Raw genomic sequence first — 21,845 nt, forward strand, 5'->3', positions numbered from 1 at the left:
GGCGGGCCGGGCGGTCCTGGGGCGGGCGCTCCCCGCGGTCCTACTTGCTGCCCTGGTTCTTCACGGCCTCGATGGCGTCCTTGGCGGCCTCCGGGTCGAGGTACTCGCCGCCCGCCTTGCGCGGGGTGAAGTCGTCGTTCAGCTCGTACACCAGCGGGATGCCGGTGGGGATGTTCAGCCCGGCGATGGCCTCGTCGGAGACCCCGTCCAGGTGCTTGACCAGCGCCCGCAGCGAGTTGCCGTGCGCCGCCACCAGCACCGTGCCCCCGGCGGCCAGCTCCGGCACGATCGCGTCGTACCAGTACGGCAGCATCCGGTCCACCACGTCGGCCAGGCACTCGGTGCGCGGCATCAGCTCCGGCGGGAGGTCGGCGTAGCGCGGGTCGCCGTGCTGGGAGTAGGGATCGCCGTCGGCGATCGGCGGCGGAGGCGTGTCGTAGGAGCGGCGCCAGACCATGAACTGCTCTTCGCCGTACTCCTCGCGCGTCTGCGCCTTGTCCTTGCCCTGGAGGGCCCCGTAGTGGCGCTCGTTCAGCCGCCAGCTCCGCTCCACGGGGAGCCAGTGCAGGTCCGCGGCGTCGAGCGCGATGTTCGCGGTGCGGATCGCCCGCTTGAGGACCGAGGTGTGCACCGCCTTCGGACGGATGCCCGCCGCGGCGAGGAGCTCGCCGCCCTTGCGGGCCTCGGCCTCACCGGTCGGGGAAAGGTCGACGTCCACCCAGCCGGTGAACAGTCCTTCGGCATTCCAGACACTCTCGCCGTGTCGCAGCAGAACCAGCTTGCCCATGCCGCCAGCCTAGGGCATGTTTCCCGGACCGTTTTCGGCTCGCGACCACCAGAACGACGCTTGCTGCGCCGGAACGCTCGAACAGCCAACCAGGATGAACTTCGCGCCCCGTCTTGCGAGCGCCGCCCCGGCTGGCCGCTCGCTGATCGAAGAGCCTCCGGGAAACATGCCCTAGCGAGTCCCCGGGCCGGTCGGCCCGGTCGGCCCGGCGCCGTTCACGGACGTTCCGGCCCCCTCCCCGGCGACCAGGTGCCGGAAGGCCTCCAGGTTCCGGAGGCTGTGCCCGCTCTTGACGCGCCACGCCCACTCCTTGCGGATGGAGGTGGCGAAGCCCAGCTCCAGCGCCGTGTTGAAGTTCTCGTCGGAGTAGGTGAGCACGCACCCCAGCAGCCGGTCCACCTCGTCGGGGGTGATCGCCGACAGCGGCAGGCGCCCGGTGATGTAGACGTCCCCGGCCGCGTCGGCCGAGAACGCCATCCCGTAGGTCTCCTCGTTGCGCTGCAGCAGCCACCGGTAGAAGCCGTCGGCGTTCTCATCGGGGTGGCGGCAGAAGAACGACTTGACCAGCAGGCTGTGCGCGCCCACGTCCAGCCAGACCAGCGTCTTGAGCTTGCGCACGCCGGGCAGCGTGACCAGGAAGGCGCCCGGCCGCGGCCGTTCGTACTCCAGCTCGGCCTCGCGCACCGCGGCGTCCACGGCCTCGGCGGCCGCCGCCCGGGTTCCCGTCGGGGTGTCCATGCCCTCCATGGTGCCCGCCTCCGCGTGTGCCCCGGTCATCCGGCCCACGCCTCGGCCGCGGCGCCCGACCCGGCGGGACCCGCGGCCGCCGCGGTGGCACCGGCGGCGGCCGCCCGGTAGCCGCGCAGCAGGCCCTCGGCCGTGGCCGACCAGCTCAGCCCGGCGGCGTGCGCCACCCCGGCCTCGCCCATCGCGTCGCGCAGCGCCGGGCGCTCGGCCAGCGCCTGCAGCGCCCGCGCGTAGTCCTCGGGGTCGTGGCCGTCGATGAGCACCCCGGAGGCGCCGTCGGCCACCGCCGTGGGCAGCCCGCCCACCCGGGCCGCCACCACCGGGGTGCCGCAGGCCTGCGACTCCACCGCGACCAGCCCGAAGGACTCCGAGTAGGAGGGGACCACGGTGGCGGTGGCCGCCCGGTAGTACTCGGCCAGCTCGGGGCGGCCGCGCGGCGGCTCCAGCCGGACCGCGTCGGCGATGCCCAGGGAGCGGGCCAGGTCGGCCAGGCGGCGCGGCTCGGCGGTGCCGCTCCCGGACAGGCCGCCGACCACCGACACCACCAGGCGGCGGCGCAGCGAGGGGGCGCGCTCCAGCAGCCGGGCGGCGGCGCGCAGCAGCACGTCGGGGGCCTTGAGCCGCTGCACCCGGCCGACGAACAGCAGCAGCACGGCGTCGGCGGGCAGGCCCAGCCGCCGCAGGGCGGCGGCGCGGTCCCCGGGGGTGAACACGTCCAGGTCCACGCCGGGCGGCACGACCGCCACCCGGCCCGGGTCGGCGCCGTAGTGGCCGGCCAGCTGTCCGGCCTCGTCGTGCGTGTTGGCCACGAGCAGGTCGGCGTGGCGGGCGAGCTGGTCCTCGCCGCGCACCCGCACCTCCGGCTCGGGGGCGTCGCCCTCGGCCAGGGACTGGTTCTTGACCCGGGCCAGGGTGTGCATGGACTGCACCAGCGGCACCCCCCACCGGTGGGCGACGGCCAGCCCGGCGCGGCCGGAGAGCCAGTAGTGGCCGTGCACCGCGTCGTAGTGGCCCATGTGCTGCCCGGCCTCGGCCCGCAGCACCCCGAAGGTGAACGGGCACAGGTGGCGGGCCAGGTCGAGCTTGTCGAGGGCGCCGAAGGGCCCGGCGGCCACGTGCCGAACGGCGGCGCCGGGCGCCAGGTGCGCCACGGGCGGCAGGCCGGGCCGGGTGGCGCGGGTGAACACGTCCACCTGGACGCCGCGCTCGGCCAGCCGCTTGGCGACCTCGACGATGTAGACGTTCATGCCCCCGGCGTCGCCGGTGCCGGGCTGGTCGAGAGGTGAGGTGTGCATGCTCAGCATGGCCACGCGCATGCGGCCGCCGGTGTCGGCGCGGGCCGGGGCGCCCGGTCTGTCCGGCTCCACTGTCCTGTCGTCCCCCTTCTCCATGCGGCACCGGGGCGGTGCCGCGCCCCGCCGGTGCGGGCCCTTCCGCACAACAGGGCGGGCCCGTGCGGTGTTCCCATGATGGACAGGGCGCAGGGGCGGGCGGGCACGCGGGGTCGGGGGACGGGCGGTGCGGGGGCCGGAGCGGTCAGTTCCCGGACGCGGTGCCGGCGCGGCCCGTCCAGCCCTCTGTGAGGAAGTCCACGGCCTGCGGGAACGTGGGCGTCCAGGTGTCGTAGGTGTGCCCGCCCTCGGGGAACAGGGTCTCCACCGCCATGCCGTGCTCCCGGAGGAGCCCGGCGAAGCGCTCGGCCTCGCCGTGGATGCTTCCCTCCTGGAGCGGGGTGCGGTCCTGCCTCCCCTCGACCAGCATGAACCGGATGTCGTGCACCTCGGGGTCGTCCAGCAGCCGGTCCGGCGCGTGCTCCTCGGCCCGGTCCCCGAACGTCCCGCTGGGGTCGTCCACCTTGAAGTACCCGGCCCAGCTCACGGCCTGGGAGTACAGGTCCGGGTGGCGCAGCGGCAGCGCGGCCGCCCCGTAGCCGCCCATGGAGAACCCGCCGATGGCGCGCAGCTCGCGCGGGCGGCGCCGGTCGCCCTCGACGGCCTCGACCGCCTTGCGCGTCACGAACGTCTCGATCCGGTAGTCGTCGTCGACCGCGTCGCCCCACTCGGTGTCGGCGCCCCCGACCTCCTGTCCGAAGGGCGCGGCGATGACGAACTCGATCCCGGCGCGGCACATCTGCTCGTCCATCTTCGGGCCGATGCCGGCGTCCTTGAGGTCGGTGTGGGTGCCGGTGGACCCGTGCAGAAGGTACAGCACCGGCAGGTCGGCGCTGTCGGGGCCGGGAGGGCGGCGCACCCAGATCGGGCGGCCCCCCTCGGGCGCGGCGGGGTCGGGGACCCGGACGATCTCGTCGGTGCCGGGCTCGTCGCAGACCGCCACCGACCCGGGGCGCGGATGGACGGCCGGCCCCTCCGGCGCGGGGGCGGGTGCGGCGGCCCCGGCCGCGGTGCGGGCGTCCTGCGCGGGCACCGGGCCGTGCGCGCCCTGCACGGCGGCGAGCGTGGCGGCGGTCGCCACCACGAGGGACGAGGCCGCGAGCGCGGTCGCTCTGCGGGACAGCGAGCTGAACACAACCGCGATCCTAGGGCCCACACGGCGGCGCGCGGGCAGGGCGCGGCAAGGTGCGGGCGAAATGTCGGTACATGTGATGACCGGCGATCCGGTGGGCGGCGGCCCGCCGGCGTCCGCCATCCCCGGGGCCGCAGGGTGAGACGTGCCTGACCGGGGGGTGCCACGCGGGGTAGTACTACCCGCCGTAGACTCATTCGTATGAATCGGCTCGGCGACCTTGAACGCGCGGTTATGGAGGTACTGTGGCAGCGGAGCGAACCCATGACGGTACGCGATGTGGGGCGTGCTCTGGCTGAACGGGACCTGGCCCACACGACCGTCATGACGGTCCTGGACCGCCTGGCGAAGAAGGGGGTCGTGGACCGCGCCCGGGAGGGCCGCGCGTGGCGGTACCGCCCGGCGGCCAGCCGGGAGGACTACGTCTCGGAGCTGATGTTCGACGCGCTCGGGCAGACCGGGGACCGCGACGCGGCGCTCGCCGCCTTCGTGCGCTCGATGAGCGACGCGGAGGCCGAGGCCCTCCGCCGCGCACTCGAGGGAAACGACGAGCAGAGGACGTAGCCCGATGGTCAGTGCCGCACTCCTCTCCGCGATCGCGGTCGGCTGCTTCGCAGCCGCGGCACGACTCCGGCGGGCCCAGTGGCCCTTCCGCGGCCCCTACGTCGCGGTCATCGCCTGGCAGGCGCTCGGCCTGGCCTGGGGCGTGTCCACCATCGGCGCGCTGCTCGCGTTCGGCCTGGCCCCCTACGGGCGGGGCGTCATCGGCGGGCTCGGGGCCCTGGCCGCCGACGCCGCCGCGCACGGGCTGTCCCTGGCGGCCACCGCCGCCAGCCCCTTCGGTCCGGCCCAGGTCGCGGCCATCCTGCTGGCCTTCGGGCTGACCCTGCTGCTCTTCTGCTGCCTGGTGGCCTCGTTCGTGCAGGTCGTGCGGACCCGCCGCCGCCACCGGGCGCTGCTGCACCTGGTGGGCCGGGACGACCCCGGCGTGCCCGGCGCGCGCATCCTGGACCACCCCGCGGCCGCCGCCTACTGCCTGCCCGGCGTGCTGCGCTCGGAGGTGGTGATCAGCGCCGGGGCCCTGGAGGTGCTCGACTCCGAGGAGCTGGCCGCGGTCATCGCCCACGAGCACGCGCACCTGCGCCAGCGCCACGACCTGGTGCTGCTGCCCTTCTCCTCGCTCAAGCGCGCCTTCCCCCGGCTGGGGACGATGCGCGAGTACTACCGCACCGTCTCGCTGCTGATCGAGATGTGCGCCGACGACCAGGCCCGCCGCGAGCGCTCCGCCCGCGAGCTGGCCACCGCGCTGATGCGGTTCGGCGAGCGCGGCGCCACCGCCCCCGCCGGGGCGCTGGCCGCCACCGCCGACCACACCGACGTGCTCGCCCGGGTGCGCCGCCTGCTCCAGCCGGGCCGGGGGCTCAGCCGCGCGCAGAGCGCCGCCGTGCTCGGCTCGGCCGCGCTGCTGATGGCCACCACGGTGTCCCTGTGGCACCTGCCCATGTGACGCTCCCCGCGGCCGCGCCGGGCACGATCGCGGCGGCCCCGGCGTTTACCCTGAGACGAGCAGGACGCGACCAAGACGGGCGGGGACACCAATGGTGCTGATGGGCTACCTGTACCAGGTCATCTACATCGCCATCTTCGTGACGACGCTGTACGCCCTGATCGAGGCCCTGCGCACGCCCGCGGAGGCCTACACGGCCATGGACAAGCAGACCAAGACGATCTGGGTGGCGATCCTGGGCGTGGGCACCGGGCTGTCGCTGCTCGCGGCGCTGGGCACCGGCGGCTTCCTGACCTTCCTATCCCTGGTCGCCGCCCTGATCTTCATCCTCGACGTCCGCCCCGCCGTGCGCGGCATCTCGCGCGGCGGCGGGAACGGGCCCTACGGTCCCTGGTAGCAGCAGCGCGGCCGCGTCCTGCACGGCCGCGGCGTAGGCCGGGTCCCGCACGTAGAACGAGTGCCCGAGGATCTCCGGGTACAGCGCCTCCCCGGCCGGGATGTCGTACTCGCGCGGGTCGGGCAGCGGCGCGGCGTCGGGCAGGGTGCGCCCGCCCGCCGGGGCCGTGTGCACCGGCCCGCCGATCGGGTCGGTGACCCGCCACAGGTTGCGCCAGCGGGCCACCCGCGCCGCGGCGTCGGCCAGCGCCGCCGGGCCGAAGTAGGCGGGGAAGTAGCGGGTGTACAGGCGGTACAGCGGGGACCCGTGCGTCACCACGGCCACCGCGGGGCGCACGTGCGGCGGGAGCTGCCACACCGTGGCCGCCGCCAGCACCGACCCCTGGGAGTGGCCGGAGAGCACGACGCCCTGCCCGCCCTCGGCCGTGGCGGCCACCCGCGCCACCAGCTGGGGCACCGCCCGCTCGGCGTAGGACGGCGGCGCCAGCGGGTGCGCCACACGGGGCCAGAACGTGCCCACGTCCCACAGCACGCCGACCGCCTGGCGGACGGGGCGCCGCCGGTAGGCGCTGAAGCCGATGGCCACCAGCGCCACCAGCATCAGCGCGCCCGTCCACGAGCCCACCGTGACCAGCAATCCCACCGCCTCCTGGAGGCCGCCGCCGCGGCCCGGGAGGGCCGGGGCCGCGGGGGCCGCGGTCAGGCGCCCGGTGCCCGCCGCGAAGGCCACCAGCGCCACCAGGGCGGCGCCGGGCACCAGCACCGCCCCCAGCGCCACCGGGAGCGCCTCGGTCATCCGCCCCATGGCGCGGGCCCAGGCGATGGTGCGCGTGCGGAAGACGCCGCGCCGGCGCCCGTACTCGGCGGCGGCCAGCGACTCCTCCTCCCGGGTGCGCCGGTGCATGCGCAGCCGGAACCACAGGACCGCCCCGGCGATGATCACCGCCTCCAGGGCGAAGGCGAGCTGGAGCCAGGAGAAGGCGGCGGGGGCCTGCAGCGGCAGGCACCCGGCGTCCTCGGCGCCCGGGTAGTGGCACCCGCCGAGGAACCCGGCGCTCTGGTAGACCACGGCGGCCGAGAACACCCCGCCGAGCAGCAGCCCGACCGCGGCGGCGGCCGGACCGGCCAGGCCGCGCATCGCGGTGTCGCGCTTCAGCGGCGTGCGCGCGTACATGGCCGCGGCGGCGGCGAACAGCACCGCCACCAGGACGCACTGGACGGCGAAGAGCGCGTTGAGGCCTTCGGCGAAGCCGGGCAGCCGCCCCTGGGCGGACCACCCCGGCCGCGGCCAGGCGGTGTACACCAGGGACACCCCGGCCAGGGCGAGGGCGGTGTCGCGCAGCCGGGCGCAGATCCGGTCGGCGCTGCGGTTCCACGTGTGGGCGGTGCCCGGCACCAGGGCCATCATCGACGCCCCGGCGACGACGGCGGCGAGCAGCCCGAGCAGCACGGTGCCGGTCGCGGTCGCCCCCTCGGCGCGGTCGTGCAGCGCGGGCGGGACCGCCGCGAGCAGGCCCACCACCGCGGCGGCGACCGCGATGTGCACCGACCGCAGCCGCCCCATGACCATGCTGTTCCGCCAGAAGTGCGGGTTGCTCAGCGGCGCGTCGGGCGACGGGGAGGGCGCGGTGCCCTGCGCGGCCGCCTCGTACACGCTGGTGGTGCGCCGGGACAGCCGCCACAGCAGGGCCATGGCGGCCAGCGGCAGGAGCGCTCCTGCGGCCAGGGACAGCCCGGGGCGGGCCAGCAGCCCGCCGGGGGCCGACAGCTCGCCCAGCAGCGGCCGCAGTTCGGCGCAGCGCTCGCCGTAGGCGGGGCACTGCCAGCCGACCAGGTCCATGCCGATGCCCGCGGCGGCCATCAGCAGCAGCACCGTCAGGCTGAGCGCGAGCAGCCGGGCGGCCGACCCGTAGGCGATGTCGGCCAGGCGGTGCAGGCGCGAGCGGCCGGAGCCCCCGGCGCGGCCGGTGCCCGAGGAGCCCTGGGCGATCTCGGCGTTGCCGTCGGGCGGGGCCGGGCGCATCCAGTAGGCGATGTTGGCCAGGATGAACGGCAGCAGGAGCAGCCACAGCGCGCGGGAGGCCCGTCCGGAGGTGAGGTTGCCCCAGGCGAAGATCTCCCGGGGCACCCCGGGCACGGTCTCGGTGTCGCGGGCGCGCCGCCAGCGGAAGAACCCGGCGAGCCCGTCGCCCCCCACCCGGACCGCGGGCTCCACGTCCAGCAGCTCCTCGGCCTGCCCGCCGCTGACCCCGTGGATCCGGAGCTCGACGATGCGCGGATCGGAGGGGGCGGGGGATCGGTCCTCGGGCATGCTCGGATTGTCCCACGCAGGCCACGGCCCGTAGGGGGCGACGGGCGGCCGCACCCGGCCGCACCCGGCCGCAGGGAGGGCTCAGGACACCAGGGCGTTGTCGGCGGTCCAGGTGTTGCAGGCGCCGGGGGTCTGCTCGTCCAGCCCGCGCTGCACCCACCGGCGGCTGTTGTCCGCCGAGCCGTGGGTGCGGTCGTCCTCGGGGCCGTCCGGGCGGTCGGCGGTGGCCTCGGAGTCGTCCAGCACCGCCCGGACGTCCTCCTCCTCCAGGGGATACGACACCGCCACCGCGCCCAGGAACACCCCGGCCATGCAGTTGGCCTGCAGCTCGGACCGGCGCGTCCAGGCGTTCTGCGCCGTGCGGCCCTCCTCCCGGGCGCGCCGCTCGTGGTAGTACTCCAGCGCCCCGGCCTCGCCCTGCACGTGGTGCGCGTACTCGTGGGCCAGGAGCGAGGCGTAGACCGCCCCGTTCGTCTCGCCCTTCCACTTGCGCACCACGTCCTCGGTGCCGATGTAGATGCTCGCGCTGGTGCGGCAGTAGAAGGCGCCCGCATCGGAGGGGTAGTCCCGGCACGGGCTGCTGCCCGGCTCGGTCCAGAACACCCGCGACGGCGGTTCGAAGGCCAGCCCGGCCTTCGCGAACTGGGTGGACCAGGCCTGGTCCAGGCAGTCGGCGATCCCGTCCAGGAAGCGCTCCACGGAGGCGGGGTCGCCCACGTCGGGGTCGGGCGAGGGGCAGGGGAGCGGCGCCAGCCGCCCGGTGTCGTACAGCGGGTTGTCCACCAGGACCTCCCGGCCCGTGGGCACCCCTCCGGAGTCCGGGGCGGCGGCCTCGTCGGGGGCGGTGGACCCGGGCGCGCCCCCGGGGGCGGAGGACCCGCCCGCCGCCGACCACAGCAGCACCGCCAGGGCCACCGCGGCCGAGGCGAAGGCCGCGTACAGCGCGTTGCGCCCGCCGGGGCGCCCCCGGCCGCCGTACCCCTGGGCCACGGTCCTCCTCGCTACTCGACCAGGCTCTCGTCCGCGCTCCACGTGTCGCACGCGGCGGGGTCCCGGCGGTCCATCCCGTGCTCGGTCCACAGGGCGCCGTTCTCGCCGGTCCCGTGCGTGCGGTCCGCCGAGTCGTAGTCGCCCCGGCGGCGGGCGTCTTCGAGGATATGCTCCCGCTCCGCGTCCCCGATCGGGAAGCTCGTCTCCACCGCCCCCAGGAACGTGCCGCCCAGGCAGTTGGCCTGCAGCTCGCTGCGGCGGGTCAGCCGGTCGCGCTCGTCGCCGGAGGCGGCGCTCCGCTCGGAGTGGAAGCGGGCCAGGATCCCGGACTCGCCCTGCACGTGGTGCCCGTACTCGTGGCCCAGCACGAAGGTGTAGGTCTCCGGGCGGCCGCCGTCCCAGGAGTCGGCGACGATGTCCTCCACCCCCAGGTAGAGGCCCTTGTTGGCCTGGCAGTAGAAGGCCGACGTCCCCTCGGCGGGGAACCTGCCGCACGGGCTCTGCCCGGAGGCGTACCAGAACACCCGGCTGGGCGGCTCGAAGTCCATGCCCCCTTCGGCGAACCGCTCCTTCCACGCGGTGTCCAGGCAGTCGGTGATCTCGTGCAGGAACGCCTCCATGGACTTCCGGTCCTGCGGGTCCACCTCGGGCGCCGGGCACTCCACCTCGGTCATCTCCCCGGTGGTGCGCAGCGGGTCGCCCGCCGCGCCGCCGGTCCCGGAGCCGGTCCCGGCGGAGGCCTCCTGCGCCGACGCCGGCCGTGCCTGCGCCGCCCCGGGCGGCGCCGCCAGCTCCGACACGGTCAGGAACCCGGCCAGCCCCACCGCGCCGAGCCCGGTGAGCAGCACGAGTCCCACCGCCGGCCCCATCGGCGGGCGCGGCGGCCGTTCGAGGGGCAGCCCGCGCGTCCCCGCCGCGCTTGCCCGACCCGCGTGCGCGAAGCGCGTCCCCGTCGCGGCCATGCGCCGCCTCACCTCCTGGACCACCGACCCCGGCGGCGTCGGGCCCCCGGGCACCGACGCGTCACGACCCCGTCGATTATGACGGGTTTCCGAGGTTCGTCCGGCACCGGCCCCGGAGGGGGAACCGCTAAGCTCGCTTCCCGATGTCGAAGGCCGCAGCCCCGGGACGGGGCGTCCGTGCGGCCGCGGCCCTGTGCGCCGCGGCCCTCGCCGTGCTGCCCTGGGCCGCACCGGCCGGTGCGGCCCCCGCACCCGCCCCGCGCGAGGGTGCGGACACCCCTGAGGCGCACACCGTGCCCGAAGGCGCCGACGCCGACACCACCACCGTCGACATCAGGCTGCGCGTCGACTCCGAGGGCCTCGTCCACGCCGAGGAGACCCTCGTGTTCGGCTCCGGGGCGGGCGAGGCCTTCACCCGCGGCCTGGGCGCACGCGAGGAGTACGACGCCGACCGCGACCGCGTCTACCCGGTGGAGGGCGTGCGCGCCGAGGACGGCTCGGGCGCGGAGCTGCCCGTGCGCACCGAGGAGGACGGCGACACCCTCGACCTGGTCGTGGAGCGCGGGGACGCCGAGAAGGCGGTGCTCACCTACACCGTGCGCGGCGCCCTGGAGGACACCGGCGACGGCGTCGAGCTGGAGTGGACCCCGGTCGCCGGGTACAGCGCCCCCGTCGCCGAGACCAACGTGCGGGTCGACGCCCCGCTGCCGCCGCTCGCCCTGTCCTGCACCGCCGGAGGGGAGCGCAGCTCCATCTACTGCACCTCCTCCGACATGGGCGGCCACGAGGCGCTCACCGCGCGCTTCCTGCAGGCGAACATGGTGCCCGGGCAGCGGCTCTCCATCGCCGTGGCCTACCCGCCCGGCACCGCGCCCGCCGCCCCGGTCTTCGACCGCACCTGGTCGCTCACCTCGGCCTTCGCCGTCACCCCGGTCACCGGCTCGGTCTTCGGCGTGCTGCTGGTGGGCCTGCTGGGCGGCCTGGCGGCGCTCATCCGCATCCGCGGCCAGGACGAGCGCGCCCTGCGCACCGAGTCCGGCGCGGCCGACAACGTCCCGCTGGCGCCGGTGCCCGGCCTGCCCGGCGGCATCCGCTTCCGCCCGCCCGACGGGGTCCACCCGGGCCAGATCGGCACCCTCATCGACGAGCAGGCCGACGTGGTGGACATCGCCGCCACCGTGGTCGACCTGGCCGTGCGCGGCCACTACACCATCGAGGAGCTGCCGCACGAGCACCCCGCCTCGGTGGACTGGGTGCTCAGCAAGCGGGTCCCCCCGGCCGACGAGGAGCTGCTGCCCTACGAGCGGATGCTGATGGACGCCCTCTTCGAGCGCAGGGTCAAGGTGCGCCTGTCCCACCTGCGCCGGGGCGGCTTCGGCCCCCGCCTGGGCGCCGTGCGCGACGAGCTGTACCGGGACATGGTGCGGCTCAAGTGGTTCGCGCGCCGCCCCAACGTCACCCGGAACCGGTGGGCCACCGCCGGGATCGGGCTCACCGCCGCCGGGGTCGCCCTCACCGTGGTGCTCGCGGCCCTCACCCACGCCGCCTTCACCGGGCTGGCCGTGGTGATCGCCGGGGCCGCGATGACGCTCGGCGCCCAGTACATGCCGGCCAAGACCGCCAAGGGCAGCAGCGTGCTGGCGCACGCGATGGGCTTCCGCGCCTTCCTGATGAGCGCCGAGGCCGAGCACGTGCCCGAGGGGCACCGGGTGGAGCTGTTCTCCCGCTACCTGCCCTACGCGCTGATCTTCGACAACGTGGACCGCTGGGCCAGCGTGCTGGCGGCCGCGGGGGAGCGCGAGGAGAGCGCCAACAAGCGCCTGCCGTGGTACGAAGGGCCCGAGGAGTGGCACGTGGGCGATTTCGCCGAGTCCATCCGGGCGTTCGTGGTCACCCTGTCCGGAGTCGTCTCCAGCGCCCGCCACTTCCGGGCGCTGGGCTGAGGGAGCAGCGGGAGGGAGCGCGCATGCGCGCGGTTCTGCAGCGCGTCGACGGGGCGTCCGTCGACGTCGGCGGGGACACGGTGGGGTCGGTGCCCGGGGAGGGGCTGCTGGCCCTGGTCGGGGTCACCCACACCGACACCGGGGAGCAGGCGCGCGCGATGGCCCGCAAGATCTGGAACCTGCGCATCCTGGAGGGCGAGCGGTCCTGCTCCGACGCCGGGGCGCCGGTGCTGGTGGTCAGCCAGTTCACCCTCTACGGCGACGCGCGCAAGGGGCGGCGGCCCACCTGGCAGGCGGCGGCGCCCGGCCCGGTCGCCGAGCCGCTGGTCGACGCGGTCGCCAAAGAGCTGCGCGACCTGGGCGCGCACGTGGAGACCGGCGCCTTCGGCGCGCACATGCGGGTGGGGCTGACCAACGACGGCCCGTTCACGGTGCTCGTCGAGGTGTGAGCGCGCCGGGGGCCCACCGCTCGGGTGGGCCCCGGCGCGCCCGGCGTCCGGGCGGGCAGGGCGGAGGGGAGTCCCTACCCGGCGTCCGGCTCGAACTTGTAGCCCAGGCCGCGCACGGTGACGATGTGGCCGGGAGCGCCCGGGTCGGTCTCGATCTTCGCGCGCAGCCGCTTGACGTGCACGTCCAGGGTCTTGGTGTCGCCGACGTAGTCGGCGCCCCAGACCCGGTCGATGAGCTGCATCCGGGTCAGCACCCGCCCGGCGTTGCGCAGCAGCACCTCCAGCAGCTCGAACTCCTTGAGCGGCAGCTGCACGTTCTCCCCGCGCACCGTCACCACGTGCCGCTCCACGTCCATCCGGACCGGACCGGCCTCCAGGGCGGCGAGTTCGACCGGCTCCTCCTCGCCCTGGCGGCGCAGCACCGCGCGGATCCGGGCCACCAGCTCCCGGGAGGAGAAGGGCTTGGTGACGTAGTCGTCGGCGCCCAGCTCCAGGCCGACGACCTTGTCGATCTCGCTGTCCTTGGCGGTCAGCATGATCACCGGGACGTTGGACTTCTGGCGCAGGGTCCGGCACACCTCGGTGCCGGGGAGCCCGGGCAGCATGAGGTCGAGGAGCACGAGGTCGGCGCCGCTGCGGTCGAACTGCTCCAGCGCCACGGTCCCGGTCTCCGCTACGGCGACCTCGAACCCCTCCTTGCGCAGCATGTACGACAGGGCATCGCTGTAGGATTCCTCGTCCTCAACGACGAGTACACGCGTCACTTTCGCTGCCTCCCAATCGCGTTGGGTCGATGCGGTCAGGGTCATCCGGCGTGCGCCGGGGACCGGTCCGCGTCCTCGGTCCGGGGAAGCCGCAGTGTGAACGTCGACCCCGAACCCTCCTTGCTCCACACGGTCACTTCACCGCGGTGGTGGGTCATGATGTGCTTGACGATGGCCAGGCCCAGTCCGGTCCCCCCGGTCTCCCTGCTGCGGGCCGCGTCCACCCGGTAGAAGCGCTCGAAGATGCGCTCCAGGTCCTGCGGGGGGATGCCGATGCCCTGGTCGGCGACGCTGATCTCGACGGCGCTCTCGGTCTCCTCGACGGTGACCGAGATGCGGGTCTGCTTGGGGCTGTAGGCCACGGCATTGGAGACCAGGTTGCGCAGGGCGGTGGCGAGCAGCCCCTCGTCCCCCATGACGGTCAGGCCGCCGGAGTCGCCGGAGGCCAGCTCGATCCGCTTGGCGTCGGCGGCGGTGCGCACCGTGTCCAGCGCCTCCTCGATCACCGAGCCGACCTCCACCTCGTCGGGGTCGGCCATCGGCTCGGCGCCCTGGATGCGGGAGAGGGTGATCAGGTCCTGTATGACGTGGGTGAGGCGGCCGGCCTCCTGCTGCATGCGGCCGGTGAAGCGGCGCACCGCCTCCGGGTCGTCGCTGGCGTCGGAGATGGTCTCGGCCAGCAGGGAGAGCGCGCCCACGGGGGTCTTGAGCTCGTGGCTGATGTTGGCGACGAAGTCGCGGCGGACCGCCTCGACCCGGAGCCGCTCGGTCTGGTCCTCGGCCAGCACCAGCACCAGGCCGGTACCGCCGAGCGGTGCGACGCGCACGGCGAAGGAGGTGGAGTCGGGTCCGAACTTGCGGACCGCGACCTCGATCTCGGTCTCCCGGATCACCCCGTCCCGGCGCACGTGCCGGGCGAGCGCGAGCAGGTCGCCGATGACCAGCTCGTCGCCGCGGACGATGCCGTAGGCGCGCGCGGCCGAGCTGGCCCGCAGCACCCGGTCGGCCGGGTCGAGCACCACCGCCGAGGAGGGCAGCGCGGCCAGCACCTCGGCGATCCCCGGAGGGAGGTCGGTGGGTTGCGGGGGATCGGAGGACGGGGGAGTGCGGCCCCGGCCGAGCGGGATCGCCAGGCCGGCGCCGAGCCCGACCGCGAGCCCGACGAGGGCCGCGATCGCGGTCACGAGTTCGCCTTGCACACTTCGATCGTAAACGGACAGACCGCCGCTTTACCCGTCTGACCATGTGTTACAACCGAGGTTTCGTCATTATTCACCGATGCTTACGGTGAGCTTCAACTAACGGCTGGGACGATTGAGACCATGCGCGACACTTACCACGAGGAGCTGGACGCCCTCGGCGGACGCCTCGTCGAGATGACGAGGCTCGCCCGGCATGCCATCGCCCGTGCGACCACTGCCCTCCTGGACGCCGATCTGACCGCGGCCCAGGAGGTGATCTCCGGGGACGAGGAACTGAACCGCCTCGATGAGGAGATCGAGGCGAGCGTGTTCGACCTGATGGCACGACAGCAGCCCGTGGCCACCGACCTGCGGACCATCATCACCGCACTGCACATGTCCGGAGACCTGGAGCGGATGGGCGACCACGCGGTGCACATCGCCAAGATCGCCCGGCGCCGCCACCCCGACTCGGCCATCCCCTCCGAACTGCGCTCCATCGTCCTGGAGATGGGGCACCAGGCCGAGCTGCTGGTGATCAAGGCGGGCGAGGTCGTGGAGAACCGCGACGTGGAGAGCGCCCTGGAGCTGGACAGCGACGACGACCGGATGGACAAGCTGCGCCGCAAGCTGCTGCGCCGGATCCTGTCGCCGGAATGGAAGCACGGCGTGGAGTCGACCATGGACGTCACCCTGGCGGGCCGGTTCTACGAGCGGTTCGGCGACCATGCGGTGCACGTCGCCGACAACCTGGTCTACATGGTCACGGGGGAGAAGCCCAAGGACTTCGAGCCGGAGGCCTGACGGCGCGTCGGCCCCGGCGGAAGGGCGCGCGGGGGCGTGGGCGAAGGGGGACGGAGCGCGGGGCACCTGTGCTTCAGCAAAAAAGTGGCGTATGTCACTCTCGAATCGGGCTTCGATCGGACGTGATCCCGCGTTGAACGTGTACGCAGGGCGTTCCCTCTCGTTGGGACGGGGTGCGGCGGCGGACCGCAAGGGGGTCCAAAGGCGGTCCGCAACCCGTCGCAAGACGTGACCGAGCGTGCCCGGACCCGGGCCTCCGACCGGCCGGAACCCGTGTGGGCAGGGGCGCACGGGGGTGCCGCGAGCACCGGCCGGGGGCTTTGTCAAGACCTAAAATCCGGCGCTGACCTGCGTTGACGTAAACGGAATAGGTACGTTAAGTCACGGATTCGTGGTACCCTTGTGGTAGCGGAAGGGGTACTTGTCACATGGCTTTCAAGGTCGGCGACACCGTTGTCTATCCCCACCATGGGGCTGCTCGTATTGAGGCGATCGAGACCAGGACCATTAAGGGCGAGGAAAGGACCTACCTCGTTCTCCGGGTCGACAAGGGTGATCTAACGGTACGCGTGCCCGCCGAGAACGCCGAAGAGGTCGGCGTTCGCGACGTGGTGGGCCAGGACGGTCTGGACCGGGTCTTCGAGGTGCTGCGCGCCCCGCACACCGAGGAGCCCACCAACTGGTCCCGCCGGTACAAGGCGAACGTGGAGAAGCTCGCCTCCGGTGACGTGAACAAGGTCGCGGAGGTCGTCCGGGACCTGTGGCGGCGCGACAAGGAGCGCGGCCTGTCCGCGGGAGAGAAGCGGATGCTCGCCAAGGCGCGGCAGATTCTGGTGAGCGAACTCGCCCTCGCGGAAAAGACCAACGAGGACAAGGCCGAGGCCCTTCTCGACGAAGTCCTCACGAACTGAAACGGGTCACAGGGAACGACACGCGTCAATGGTGAGAATCCCGAGGGTGGGCGTCGGAACCGACGTCCACCCTTTCATGTCCGGAAGAATTCTGTTCCTGGCCGGCCTGGAATGGCCCGGTGAGACGGGCGTCAGCGGCCATTCCGACGGCGACGTCGCCGCGCACGCGGCCTGTGACGCGCTGTTCTCCGCGTGCGGCCTGGGCGACCTGGGGGCGCAGTTCGGCACGGCCGACGAGCGCTGGAAGGGGGCCTCGGGGACCGCGCTGCTCGCCGAGGCGGCGGCGCGGGTGCGCGCCGCCGGGTTCGAGATCGGCAACGTGGCGGTCCAGGTGGTGGGGAACCGGCCGAAGTTCGCGCCGCGCCGGGCCGAGGCCGAGAAGGCGCTCTCCGAGGCCGCCGGGGCGCCGGTGTCGGTGTCGGCCACCACCACCGACGGCCTGGGGTTGACCGGCCGGGGCGAGGGCATCGCCGCGGTGGCCACCGCCCTGTGCCTGCCGCCGGAGGACTGACGGAGGACTGGGCCCCACCGGGCCCCGGCGTCCCGCGGTTCCGTCTGCTGGCCCCTGCTCCCCCCCCCGGGGGAGCAGGGGCCTTTCCGCTGTGTGACGGCGCACGCCGGGATACGGGCGGGGGCTCCGCCCGTATTTCGGACGGTCGTCAGGAGTCCTCGGGGGCGTCCGGCGGGGTGGGGCCACTGCGGACCCGGCTCGCCGGGGGCTCCTCGGCAGGGGCGGGGAACTCCGCCATCGGGGCGCGCCGGGGCTTGAGCACCATCGGGCGCTTGGGCATCGGCTCGGCCCCCGGCGGCGTGCCGTACACGCGGGTGTCGGCGTCCGGAGGGGGGAACGCCTCGCCGCCGTCCGCCTCGTCGCTGGTGGGGTCGTCGGCGGGGAGGCTGTCCATGAAGCCGTCGTCGTCGCCGGAGGTCTCCGCGGAGCGGCCGCCGCCGGGGAGCGGCGCGGGCGCGGTCGGCCCATCGATGGACGGCGCCTCCTCGGCGGCGCGCTTGATCGGGTTGCCGCTCTCGGGGTCGCGCCGGGGGAGCTCCGGACGGTCCTCCCCGGCCGCTTCGGCCCCATCGGCGTCCCGGTCGTCGGACAGGGGGCGCAGGGGGACGGTCGGCGAGGTGATGGCCGACGGCGCGGAGGAGGGGGCGGCCTCGTCTCCGCCTTCCCCGTCCTTGTCCTTTCCGTCCTCGAGAGCATCGTCCCCGACGGCATCGTCCTCGGCATCGGGCGCGGGCACCTCGCGGAGGGCGGCCGGTTCCTCTGCGGGGTCGGCGTCCTCTGGGCCTGGCGCATCCTCGGCCCCCGGCTCCTCTTCCTCCCCGCCCTCTCCGTCGCCTCCGTCATCCGCACGGTCGGGCAGGTCGGAGGTGCGGAGCACGCGCACCGGCGAGACGGGGTCGGTGTCCTCGTCGTTCGACGCCAGGGGGGCGGACTCGGCCGAGGCGGTCCTGCGCGATCCCGCGCGCGGCCACAGCAGGGTCGGCGCCGGGGGCTTCTCCTCCTCCGGCTCTTCCCCGGCGGCCCCGGCGGCCCCGGCGTCCTCTGGGCCGTCGGCGGACGCGGAGGCCGAGAGGGCTCCGGCCGGCGGCTCCTCGCCGTCCCCGTCGCGGGGCCCCTCCCGCTCGTCGGCGGCGGCCGGGTGCGGCCGACGCCGGGCCCGGCGGTCGGGCAGCTCGCCGTTCAGGTACCGCCAGACCCGGATGAACAGCACGAACGCCACCAGCAGGGCCAGCCACGGCGCCACCGCGGCCAGCACCACCGCCAGCGCGTCCGAGGGCCGCTGCTCGCTCGCCGACAGCGCGCTCGCCCCGGCCGCGGCCGTGATGAGCAGCAGGATCAGGCCGTCGACCTGGAGCCGCTGGGGGCGCGGCGCGGCCCGCAGCAGGAAGCTCGCCCAGAACGCCAGCAGAAGGAGCAGGGTGAACACGCCCGGGTACAGGTGCGCCCGGTCCGCGGGCACGTTGCCCTGCAGGGCGAGCTGGTAGATGCCGCTGTAGGAGAGGACGACGGCGCAGGCGGCGATCAGCAGCACGCCCGCGGCGGTCAGCAGCACGGCGGCGGTGCGCGGGCCGCGCGGGCCCTGCGGCCCGCCGGTGGCGGGACGGGCCCCGGGGCGCCTCCGCGCCGGAGAGGCAGGGGAAGAGGAGGATTTCACGGCCATCGTGGGCAGAGACTAGCCCAGCGGCGGCGGCGAACACGAGGATCCGCCCGAAAGTGGCCGGAAGGCCCGGCGCGTCGGGAAATGGGCGTCCTTCGCGGGGGGCGGCAGGATGCTGCCAGGGGCCCCGCGCGGAGGGGGAGAGCGGCTACCCTTGGGACCGTGAGTCTGCGCTTCTATGACACCCGAGCCCGGCAGGTCCGCGAATTCACCCCGCTGCACGAGGGGTGTGCCTCGCTGTACCTGTGTGGTGCCACGGTGCAGGCGCCTCCGCACATCGGGCACATCCGCTCGGGGGTCAACTTCGACGTCCTCCGCCGGTGGATGTCCTACCGGGGGTACAGCGTGACGCTGTGCCGCAACGTCACCGACATCGACGACAAGATCCTGCGCGTCGCCGCCGACCAGGGCGTTCAGTGGTGGGCCGTCAGCGACCGCAACCAGCGGGCCTTCACCGCCGCCTACGATGCGCTGGGCTGCCTGCCCCCGACGGTCGAGCCGCGCGCCACCGGCCACGTGCCGGAGATGATCGCGCTGATGCGGCGCCTGATCGACCGCGGCCACGCCTACGCGGCCGAGGACGGCTCCGGCGACGTCTACTTCGACGTGATGTCCTACCCCGAGTACGGGGCCCTGTCGGGCCAGCGCGTCGACCACATGCTCGGCGCCGGGGACACCGACTCGGAGTCGGCCAAGCGCGACCCGCGCGACTTCGCCCTGTGGAAGGGCGCCAAGCCGGGCGAGCCGAGCTGGGAGACGCCGTGGGGGAGCGGGCGCCCCGGGTGGCACCTGGAGTGCTCGGCGATGTCCACCAAGTACCTGGGGTCCGCGTTCGACGTGCACGGCGGCGGGCTGGACCTGGTCTTCCCGCACCATGAGAACGAGCTGGCCCAGTCCCGGGCGGCGGGCGACGGCTTCGCCCGCTACTGGATGCACAACGGGCTGCTCATCACCGGCGGCGAGAAGATGTCCAAGTCGCTGGGCAACTCGCTGCTGATCAGCGAGATGGTGCGCCGCGTCCGCCCGGTGGAACTGCGCTACTACCTGGCGCAGGCGCACTACCGCTCGGTGCTGGACTACTCTGAGGAGGCCCTGGGCGAGGCGGCCGCCGCCTACCAGCGGGTGGAGGGGTTCCTCACCCGGGCCGCCGAGCTGGTCGGCCCGGTGGAGCCCGCCGCGCGCGTCCCCGACGCCTTCGCCTCGGCGCTCGACGACGACCTGGGCACCGCCCAGGCGCTCGCGGTCGTCCACGGGCACGTGCGGGAGGGCAACGGCGCCCTGGGCGAGGGGCGCAAGGAGCGCGCGGCCGAGCTGGCCGCCGAGCTGCGCGCGATGCTCGGCGTGCTGGGCCTGGACCCGGCCTCGGGGCAGTGGGCCGCCGGCGACGGGCAGGGGCTGCGCGACGTCGTGGACGCCCTGGTGTCGGTGGCGCTGGAGCAGCGGCAGGCGGCGCGGCAGCGCAAGGACTACGCCGCGGCCGACGCCATCCGGGACCGGCTCGCCGAAGCGGGCGTCGCGGTGGAGGACACCCCGCAGGGGCCGCGCTGGGAGCTGCGCCGCGGCTGACCGCACCCGGGCGGGGCACCCGCCCGGAGCGCCTATCATCACAGGTCGGACAGGTCGGCGGGGGTCCGCGCCCCGGAGCGGCCGCGCGCGAGCACACCCGGAATCGAGCAGGGGAGACGGTCCACCATGCCGGCGAAGAAGAACAAGAAGGGCCCCACCAAGGGCAGCGGCGGCAAGAACCGGCGCTCGCTGGAGGGCAAGAAGACGACCCTGCCCAAGGAGGAGCGGCACTGGTACTCGGGCAAGAAGCCCCGCGGTGCCAAGGGGGCGCCCTCCGGCGGGGTGCACGCGGCCCAGGGCGGGCGCCCGGACGCGGGCGATGCGCCGCGCCAGGCGCCCGGGGGCGAGCTGCTCATCGGCCGCAACCCGGTGGTCGAGGCACTGCGGGCGGGGATGCCCGCGGTGCGCCTGTTCATCGCCAACAGCCTGGACCCGGACGCCCGGGTGAACGAGGCGAGCCGTCTGGCAGGGGACCGCAGCCTGGAGATCCACGAGGTCACCCGGGGCGAGCTGGACCGGCGCTGTGAGAGCAACGGGCTTCCCGGGGCGGCCCACCAGGGGATCGCGCTGCAGGTGCGCCCGTACCGGTACGCGGCGCCCGAGGACCTGACGGAAGGGGCCCGAGCGGCGGGGCAGGCCCCGCTGATCGTGGCGCTGGACGGGGTGACCGACCCGCACAACCTGGGCGCGATCGCACGCTCGGCGGCGGCGTTCGGCGCGCACGGGCTGCTCGTGCAGGAGCGCAGGGCGGCCGGTGTGACGATGGCGGCGTGGAAGACATCGGCGGGCACGCTGGCGAAGCTGCCGGTGGCACAGGCGGTGAACCTGACCCGGGCGCTGGAGGCCTACAAGCGCGAGGGCCTGTTCGTGGTGGGCCTGGACGCCGGGGGCGACACCCGCCTGGACGCGATCACCCTGGCGGAGGACCCGCTGGTGGTCGTGGTGGGCTCCGAGGGCAAGGGCCTGTCCCGCCTGGTGCGGGAGGCCTGCGACACGGTCGCGGGAATCCCGATCACGGGCGCGGAGTCGCTGAACGCGTCGGTGGCGGCCGGGGTGGCCCTCTACGAGGTGGCCCGCCGCAGGACGCCCGTGCAGTAGGCGCGAACCGGTACCATTCGACTGGGTGTCGGCGGCACGGCCGCCGCTCACCGGCCGGCGTAGCTCAATCGGCAGAGCAATCGCCTTGTAAGCGATAGGTCAGGGGTTCGATTCCCCTCGCCGGCTCTTGGCATGGTCGACCTGGGGAAGACGCTCTGGTCGCAGACGGAATCCGTTGACTGGAGCGCTGCCAGAGGTATCGCCCATGCCGTCTCAGAGAGTCCGCAGGGGCCCCGCGTCGAGACGACGGGGCCCCTCTCCTTTTATCGACTCGTCCACCCTGGGACACCGTGAACTCCGGGCTCGCGGCCGCCTCGCGGCCTCGCGGACCGCACGGTGACCGCGGTGACCGCGGTGACCGCGGTGACCGCGGTCGCGACGGTCGCCGCGGTCACGATGCACCGCGAAGCGGTGACGTGTGAGCGGGGCGGTTGTCCGGGGCGTGCCTGCCGGGAGGCGGGCTCCTCGCGGTGCGGGTGGGCGGCGGCTCGGCTGGTTCCCCGCTGACGGGCCCTGGCCGGGCGGCGGGTCGCCGGGGTGCGAGGTGGAGGGCGGCGACGAGGGAGGGCGGCGGCCCTACCTGGTGCGTTGTCGGCCGCCGGGTGTGTGCGTGGTCACCGGGGTCGGCGGCGACGGCGGAGCTGGTTCCCCGCTGACGGGCCCCGGCCGGGCGGCGGGCCGCCGGGGTGCGAGGAAGAGGGCGGCGACGGCGCGGACGGGGTGGTTCCCCGGGCCTGC

Annotated in this window: 20 protein-coding genes and 1 tRNA gene; 11 read left to right on the plus strand and 10 right to left on the minus strand. The window is 74.6% G+C overall.

Translation table 11 applies throughout. The annotated features are described in order from the left end of the window. Positions 1-40 precede the first annotated feature (40 nt). The 4 genes from O4U47_RS21125 to O4U47_RS21140 all read right to left on the minus strand — a co-directional run bounded on the left by O4U47_RS21125 (position 41) and on the right by O4U47_RS21140 (position 4,060). Entirely contained in the window at positions 41-787 is a 747-nt protein-coding gene (locus O4U47_RS21125) for a phosphoglyceromutase (protein ID WP_270679652.1), read from the minus strand. 171 nt (positions 788-958) lie between these two features. Beyond that, positions 959-1,564, minus strand: coding sequence for a YbjN domain-containing protein (locus O4U47_RS21130; RefSeq protein ID WP_270679653.1), 606 nt, complete (start codon positions 1,562-1,564; stop codon positions 959-961). Next, positions 1,561-2,850: a D-inositol-3-phosphate glycosyltransferase gene (gene mshA / locus O4U47_RS21135; RefSeq protein ID WP_270679673.1), complete on the minus strand. Its 1,290-nt coding sequence runs from the start codon at positions 2,848-2,850 to the stop codon at positions 1,561-1,563. Before mshA ends, O4U47_RS21130 begins: the two co-directional genes overlap by 4 nt. 220 nt (positions 2,851-3,070) lie before the next feature. Next, a complete protein-coding gene (locus tag O4U47_RS21140; protein ID WP_270679654.1) occupies positions 3,071-4,060 on the minus strand; it encodes an alpha/beta hydrolase in 990 nt (329 codons plus the stop codon). A gap of 198 nt (positions 4,061-4,258) precedes the next feature. Here O4U47_RS21140 and O4U47_RS21145 point away from each other — a divergent pair, with 198 nt between their 5' ends. From O4U47_RS21145 to O4U47_RS21155, 3 genes are all read left to right on the plus strand, one after another. Continuing rightward, positions 4,259-4,621, plus strand: a complete 363-nt coding sequence (locus O4U47_RS21145) for a BlaI/MecI/CopY family transcriptional regulator (protein WP_270679655.1) — start codon at positions 4,259-4,261, stop codon at positions 4,619-4,621. A 4-nt stretch (positions 4,622-4,625) separates the two neighbouring features. Then, the gene (locus O4U47_RS21150) at positions 4,626-5,564 is read left to right on the plus strand and encodes a M56 family metallopeptidase (RefSeq protein WP_270679656.1); all 939 of its coding nucleotides are present in this window, start codon (positions 4,626-4,628) and stop codon (positions 5,562-5,564) included. A 91-nt stretch (positions 5,565-5,655) separates the two neighbouring features. Next, a complete protein-coding gene (locus O4U47_RS21155) occupies positions 5,656-5,961 on the plus strand; it encodes a DUF2516 family protein (protein WP_270679657.1) in 306 nt (101 codons plus the stop codon). Here O4U47_RS21155 and O4U47_RS21160 read toward each other — a convergent pair. The 3 genes from O4U47_RS21160 to O4U47_RS21170 all read right to left on the minus strand — a co-directional run bounded on the left by O4U47_RS21160 (position 5,863) and on the right by O4U47_RS21170 (position 10,223). Then, positions 5,863-8,271, minus strand: a complete 2,409-nt coding sequence (locus tag O4U47_RS21160; RefSeq protein ID WP_270679658.1) for a hypothetical protein — start codon at positions 8,269-8,271, stop codon at positions 5,863-5,865. The genes O4U47_RS21155 and O4U47_RS21160 overlap by 99 nt on opposite strands. Before the next feature lie 81 nt (positions 8,272-8,352). Then, on the minus strand, positions 8,353-9,261 hold the full coding sequence (locus O4U47_RS21165; RefSeq protein ID WP_270679659.1) for a neutral zinc metallopeptidase: 909 nt from the start codon (positions 9,259-9,261) through the stop codon (positions 8,353-8,355). Between the two features lie 11 nt (positions 9,262-9,272). Further along, the gene (locus tag O4U47_RS21170) at positions 9,273-10,223 is read right to left on the minus strand and encodes a neutral zinc metallopeptidase (RefSeq protein WP_270679660.1); all 951 of its coding nucleotides are present in this window, start codon (positions 10,221-10,223) and stop codon (positions 9,273-9,275) included. 143 nt (positions 10,224-10,366) lie between these two features. On the opposite strand from O4U47_RS21170, the gene O4U47_RS21175 reads away from it, so the two are divergent. Both O4U47_RS21175 and dtd read left to right on the plus strand, forming a co-directional pair. Next, positions 10,367-12,166 carry a DUF2207 domain-containing protein gene (locus tag O4U47_RS21175; protein WP_270679661.1) on the plus strand — a complete coding sequence of 600 codons (1,800 nt, stop codon included), beginning with the start codon at positions 10,367-10,369 and terminating at the stop codon, positions 12,164-12,166. Between the two features lie 23 nt (positions 12,167-12,189). Then, on the plus strand, positions 12,190-12,615 hold the full coding sequence (dtd, locus tag O4U47_RS21180) for a D-aminoacyl-tRNA deacylase (protein WP_270679662.1): 426 nt from the start codon (positions 12,190-12,192) through the stop codon (positions 12,613-12,615). 74 nt (positions 12,616-12,689) lie between these two features. On the opposite strand, the gene O4U47_RS21185 is transcribed toward dtd, so the two are convergent. Both O4U47_RS21185 and O4U47_RS21190 read right to left on the minus strand, forming a co-directional pair. Continuing rightward, the gene (locus tag O4U47_RS21185) at positions 12,690-13,379 is read right to left on the minus strand and encodes a response regulator transcription factor (RefSeq protein WP_270679663.1); all 690 of its coding nucleotides are present in this window, start codon (positions 13,377-13,379) and stop codon (positions 12,690-12,692) included. 41 nt (positions 13,380-13,420) lie between these two features. Further along, on the minus strand, positions 13,421-14,578 hold the full coding sequence (locus O4U47_RS21190; RefSeq protein WP_270679664.1) for a sensor histidine kinase: 1,158 nt from the start codon (positions 14,576-14,578) through the stop codon (positions 13,421-13,423). A gap of 123 nt (positions 14,579-14,701) precedes the next feature. Here O4U47_RS21190 and phoU point away from each other — a divergent pair, with 123 nt between their 5' ends. The 3 genes from phoU (at position 14,702) to ispF (ending at position 16,786) form a co-directional block, all read left to right on the plus strand. Beyond that, positions 14,702-15,364 carry a phosphate signaling complex protein PhoU gene (gene phoU, locus O4U47_RS21195; protein ID WP_270679665.1) on the plus strand — a complete coding sequence of 221 codons (663 nt, stop codon included), beginning with the start codon at positions 14,702-14,704 and terminating at the stop codon, positions 15,362-15,364. Positions 15,365-15,792: 428 nt separating this feature from the next. Further along, entirely contained in the window at positions 15,793-16,275 is a 483-nt protein-coding gene (locus O4U47_RS21200) for a CarD family transcriptional regulator (RefSeq protein WP_270679666.1), read from the plus strand. A gap of 28 nt (positions 16,276-16,303) precedes the next feature. Continuing rightward, positions 16,304-16,786 (plus strand): 2-C-methyl-D-erythritol 2,4-cyclodiphosphate synthase, encoded by a 483-nt coding sequence (gene ispF / locus O4U47_RS21205; RefSeq protein ID WP_270679667.1) that lies wholly within the window; start codon positions 16,304-16,306, stop codon positions 16,784-16,786. A gap of 148 nt (positions 16,787-16,934) precedes the next feature. Here the strand turns inward: ispF and O4U47_RS21210 are convergent, their stop codons facing one another. After that, positions 16,935-18,446: a DUF2637 domain-containing protein gene (locus O4U47_RS21210; RefSeq protein WP_270679668.1), complete on the minus strand. Its 1,512-nt coding sequence runs from the start codon at positions 18,444-18,446 to the stop codon at positions 16,935-16,937. A gap of 159 nt (positions 18,447-18,605) precedes the next feature. Between O4U47_RS21210 and cysS the strand changes: the two genes are divergently transcribed. The 3 genes from cysS to O4U47_RS21225 all read left to right on the plus strand — a co-directional run bounded on the left by cysS (position 18,606) and on the right by O4U47_RS21225 (position 21,233). Then, on the plus strand, positions 18,606-20,009 hold the full coding sequence (cysS, locus tag O4U47_RS21215) for a cysteine--tRNA ligase (protein ID WP_270679669.1): 1,404 nt from the start codon (positions 18,606-18,608) through the stop codon (positions 20,007-20,009). 126 nt (positions 20,010-20,135) lie between these two features. Continuing rightward, complete coding sequence (gene rlmB, locus O4U47_RS21220; protein ID WP_270679670.1) at positions 20,136-21,107, plus strand: 23S rRNA (guanosine(2251)-2'-O)-methyltransferase RlmB; 972 nt, start codon at positions 20,136-20,138, stop codon at positions 21,105-21,107. A gap of 53 nt (positions 21,108-21,160) precedes the next feature. Beyond that, positions 21,161-21,233, plus strand: a tRNA-Thr gene (locus O4U47_RS21225). Positions 21,234-21,845: the final 612 nt, after the last annotated feature.

Source organism: Nocardiopsis suaedae, from assembly GCF_027706745.1.
GTDB classification, from domain to species: Bacteria; Actinomycetota; Actinomycetes; order Streptosporangiales; family Streptosporangiaceae; genus Nocardiopsis_A; species Nocardiopsis_A suaedae.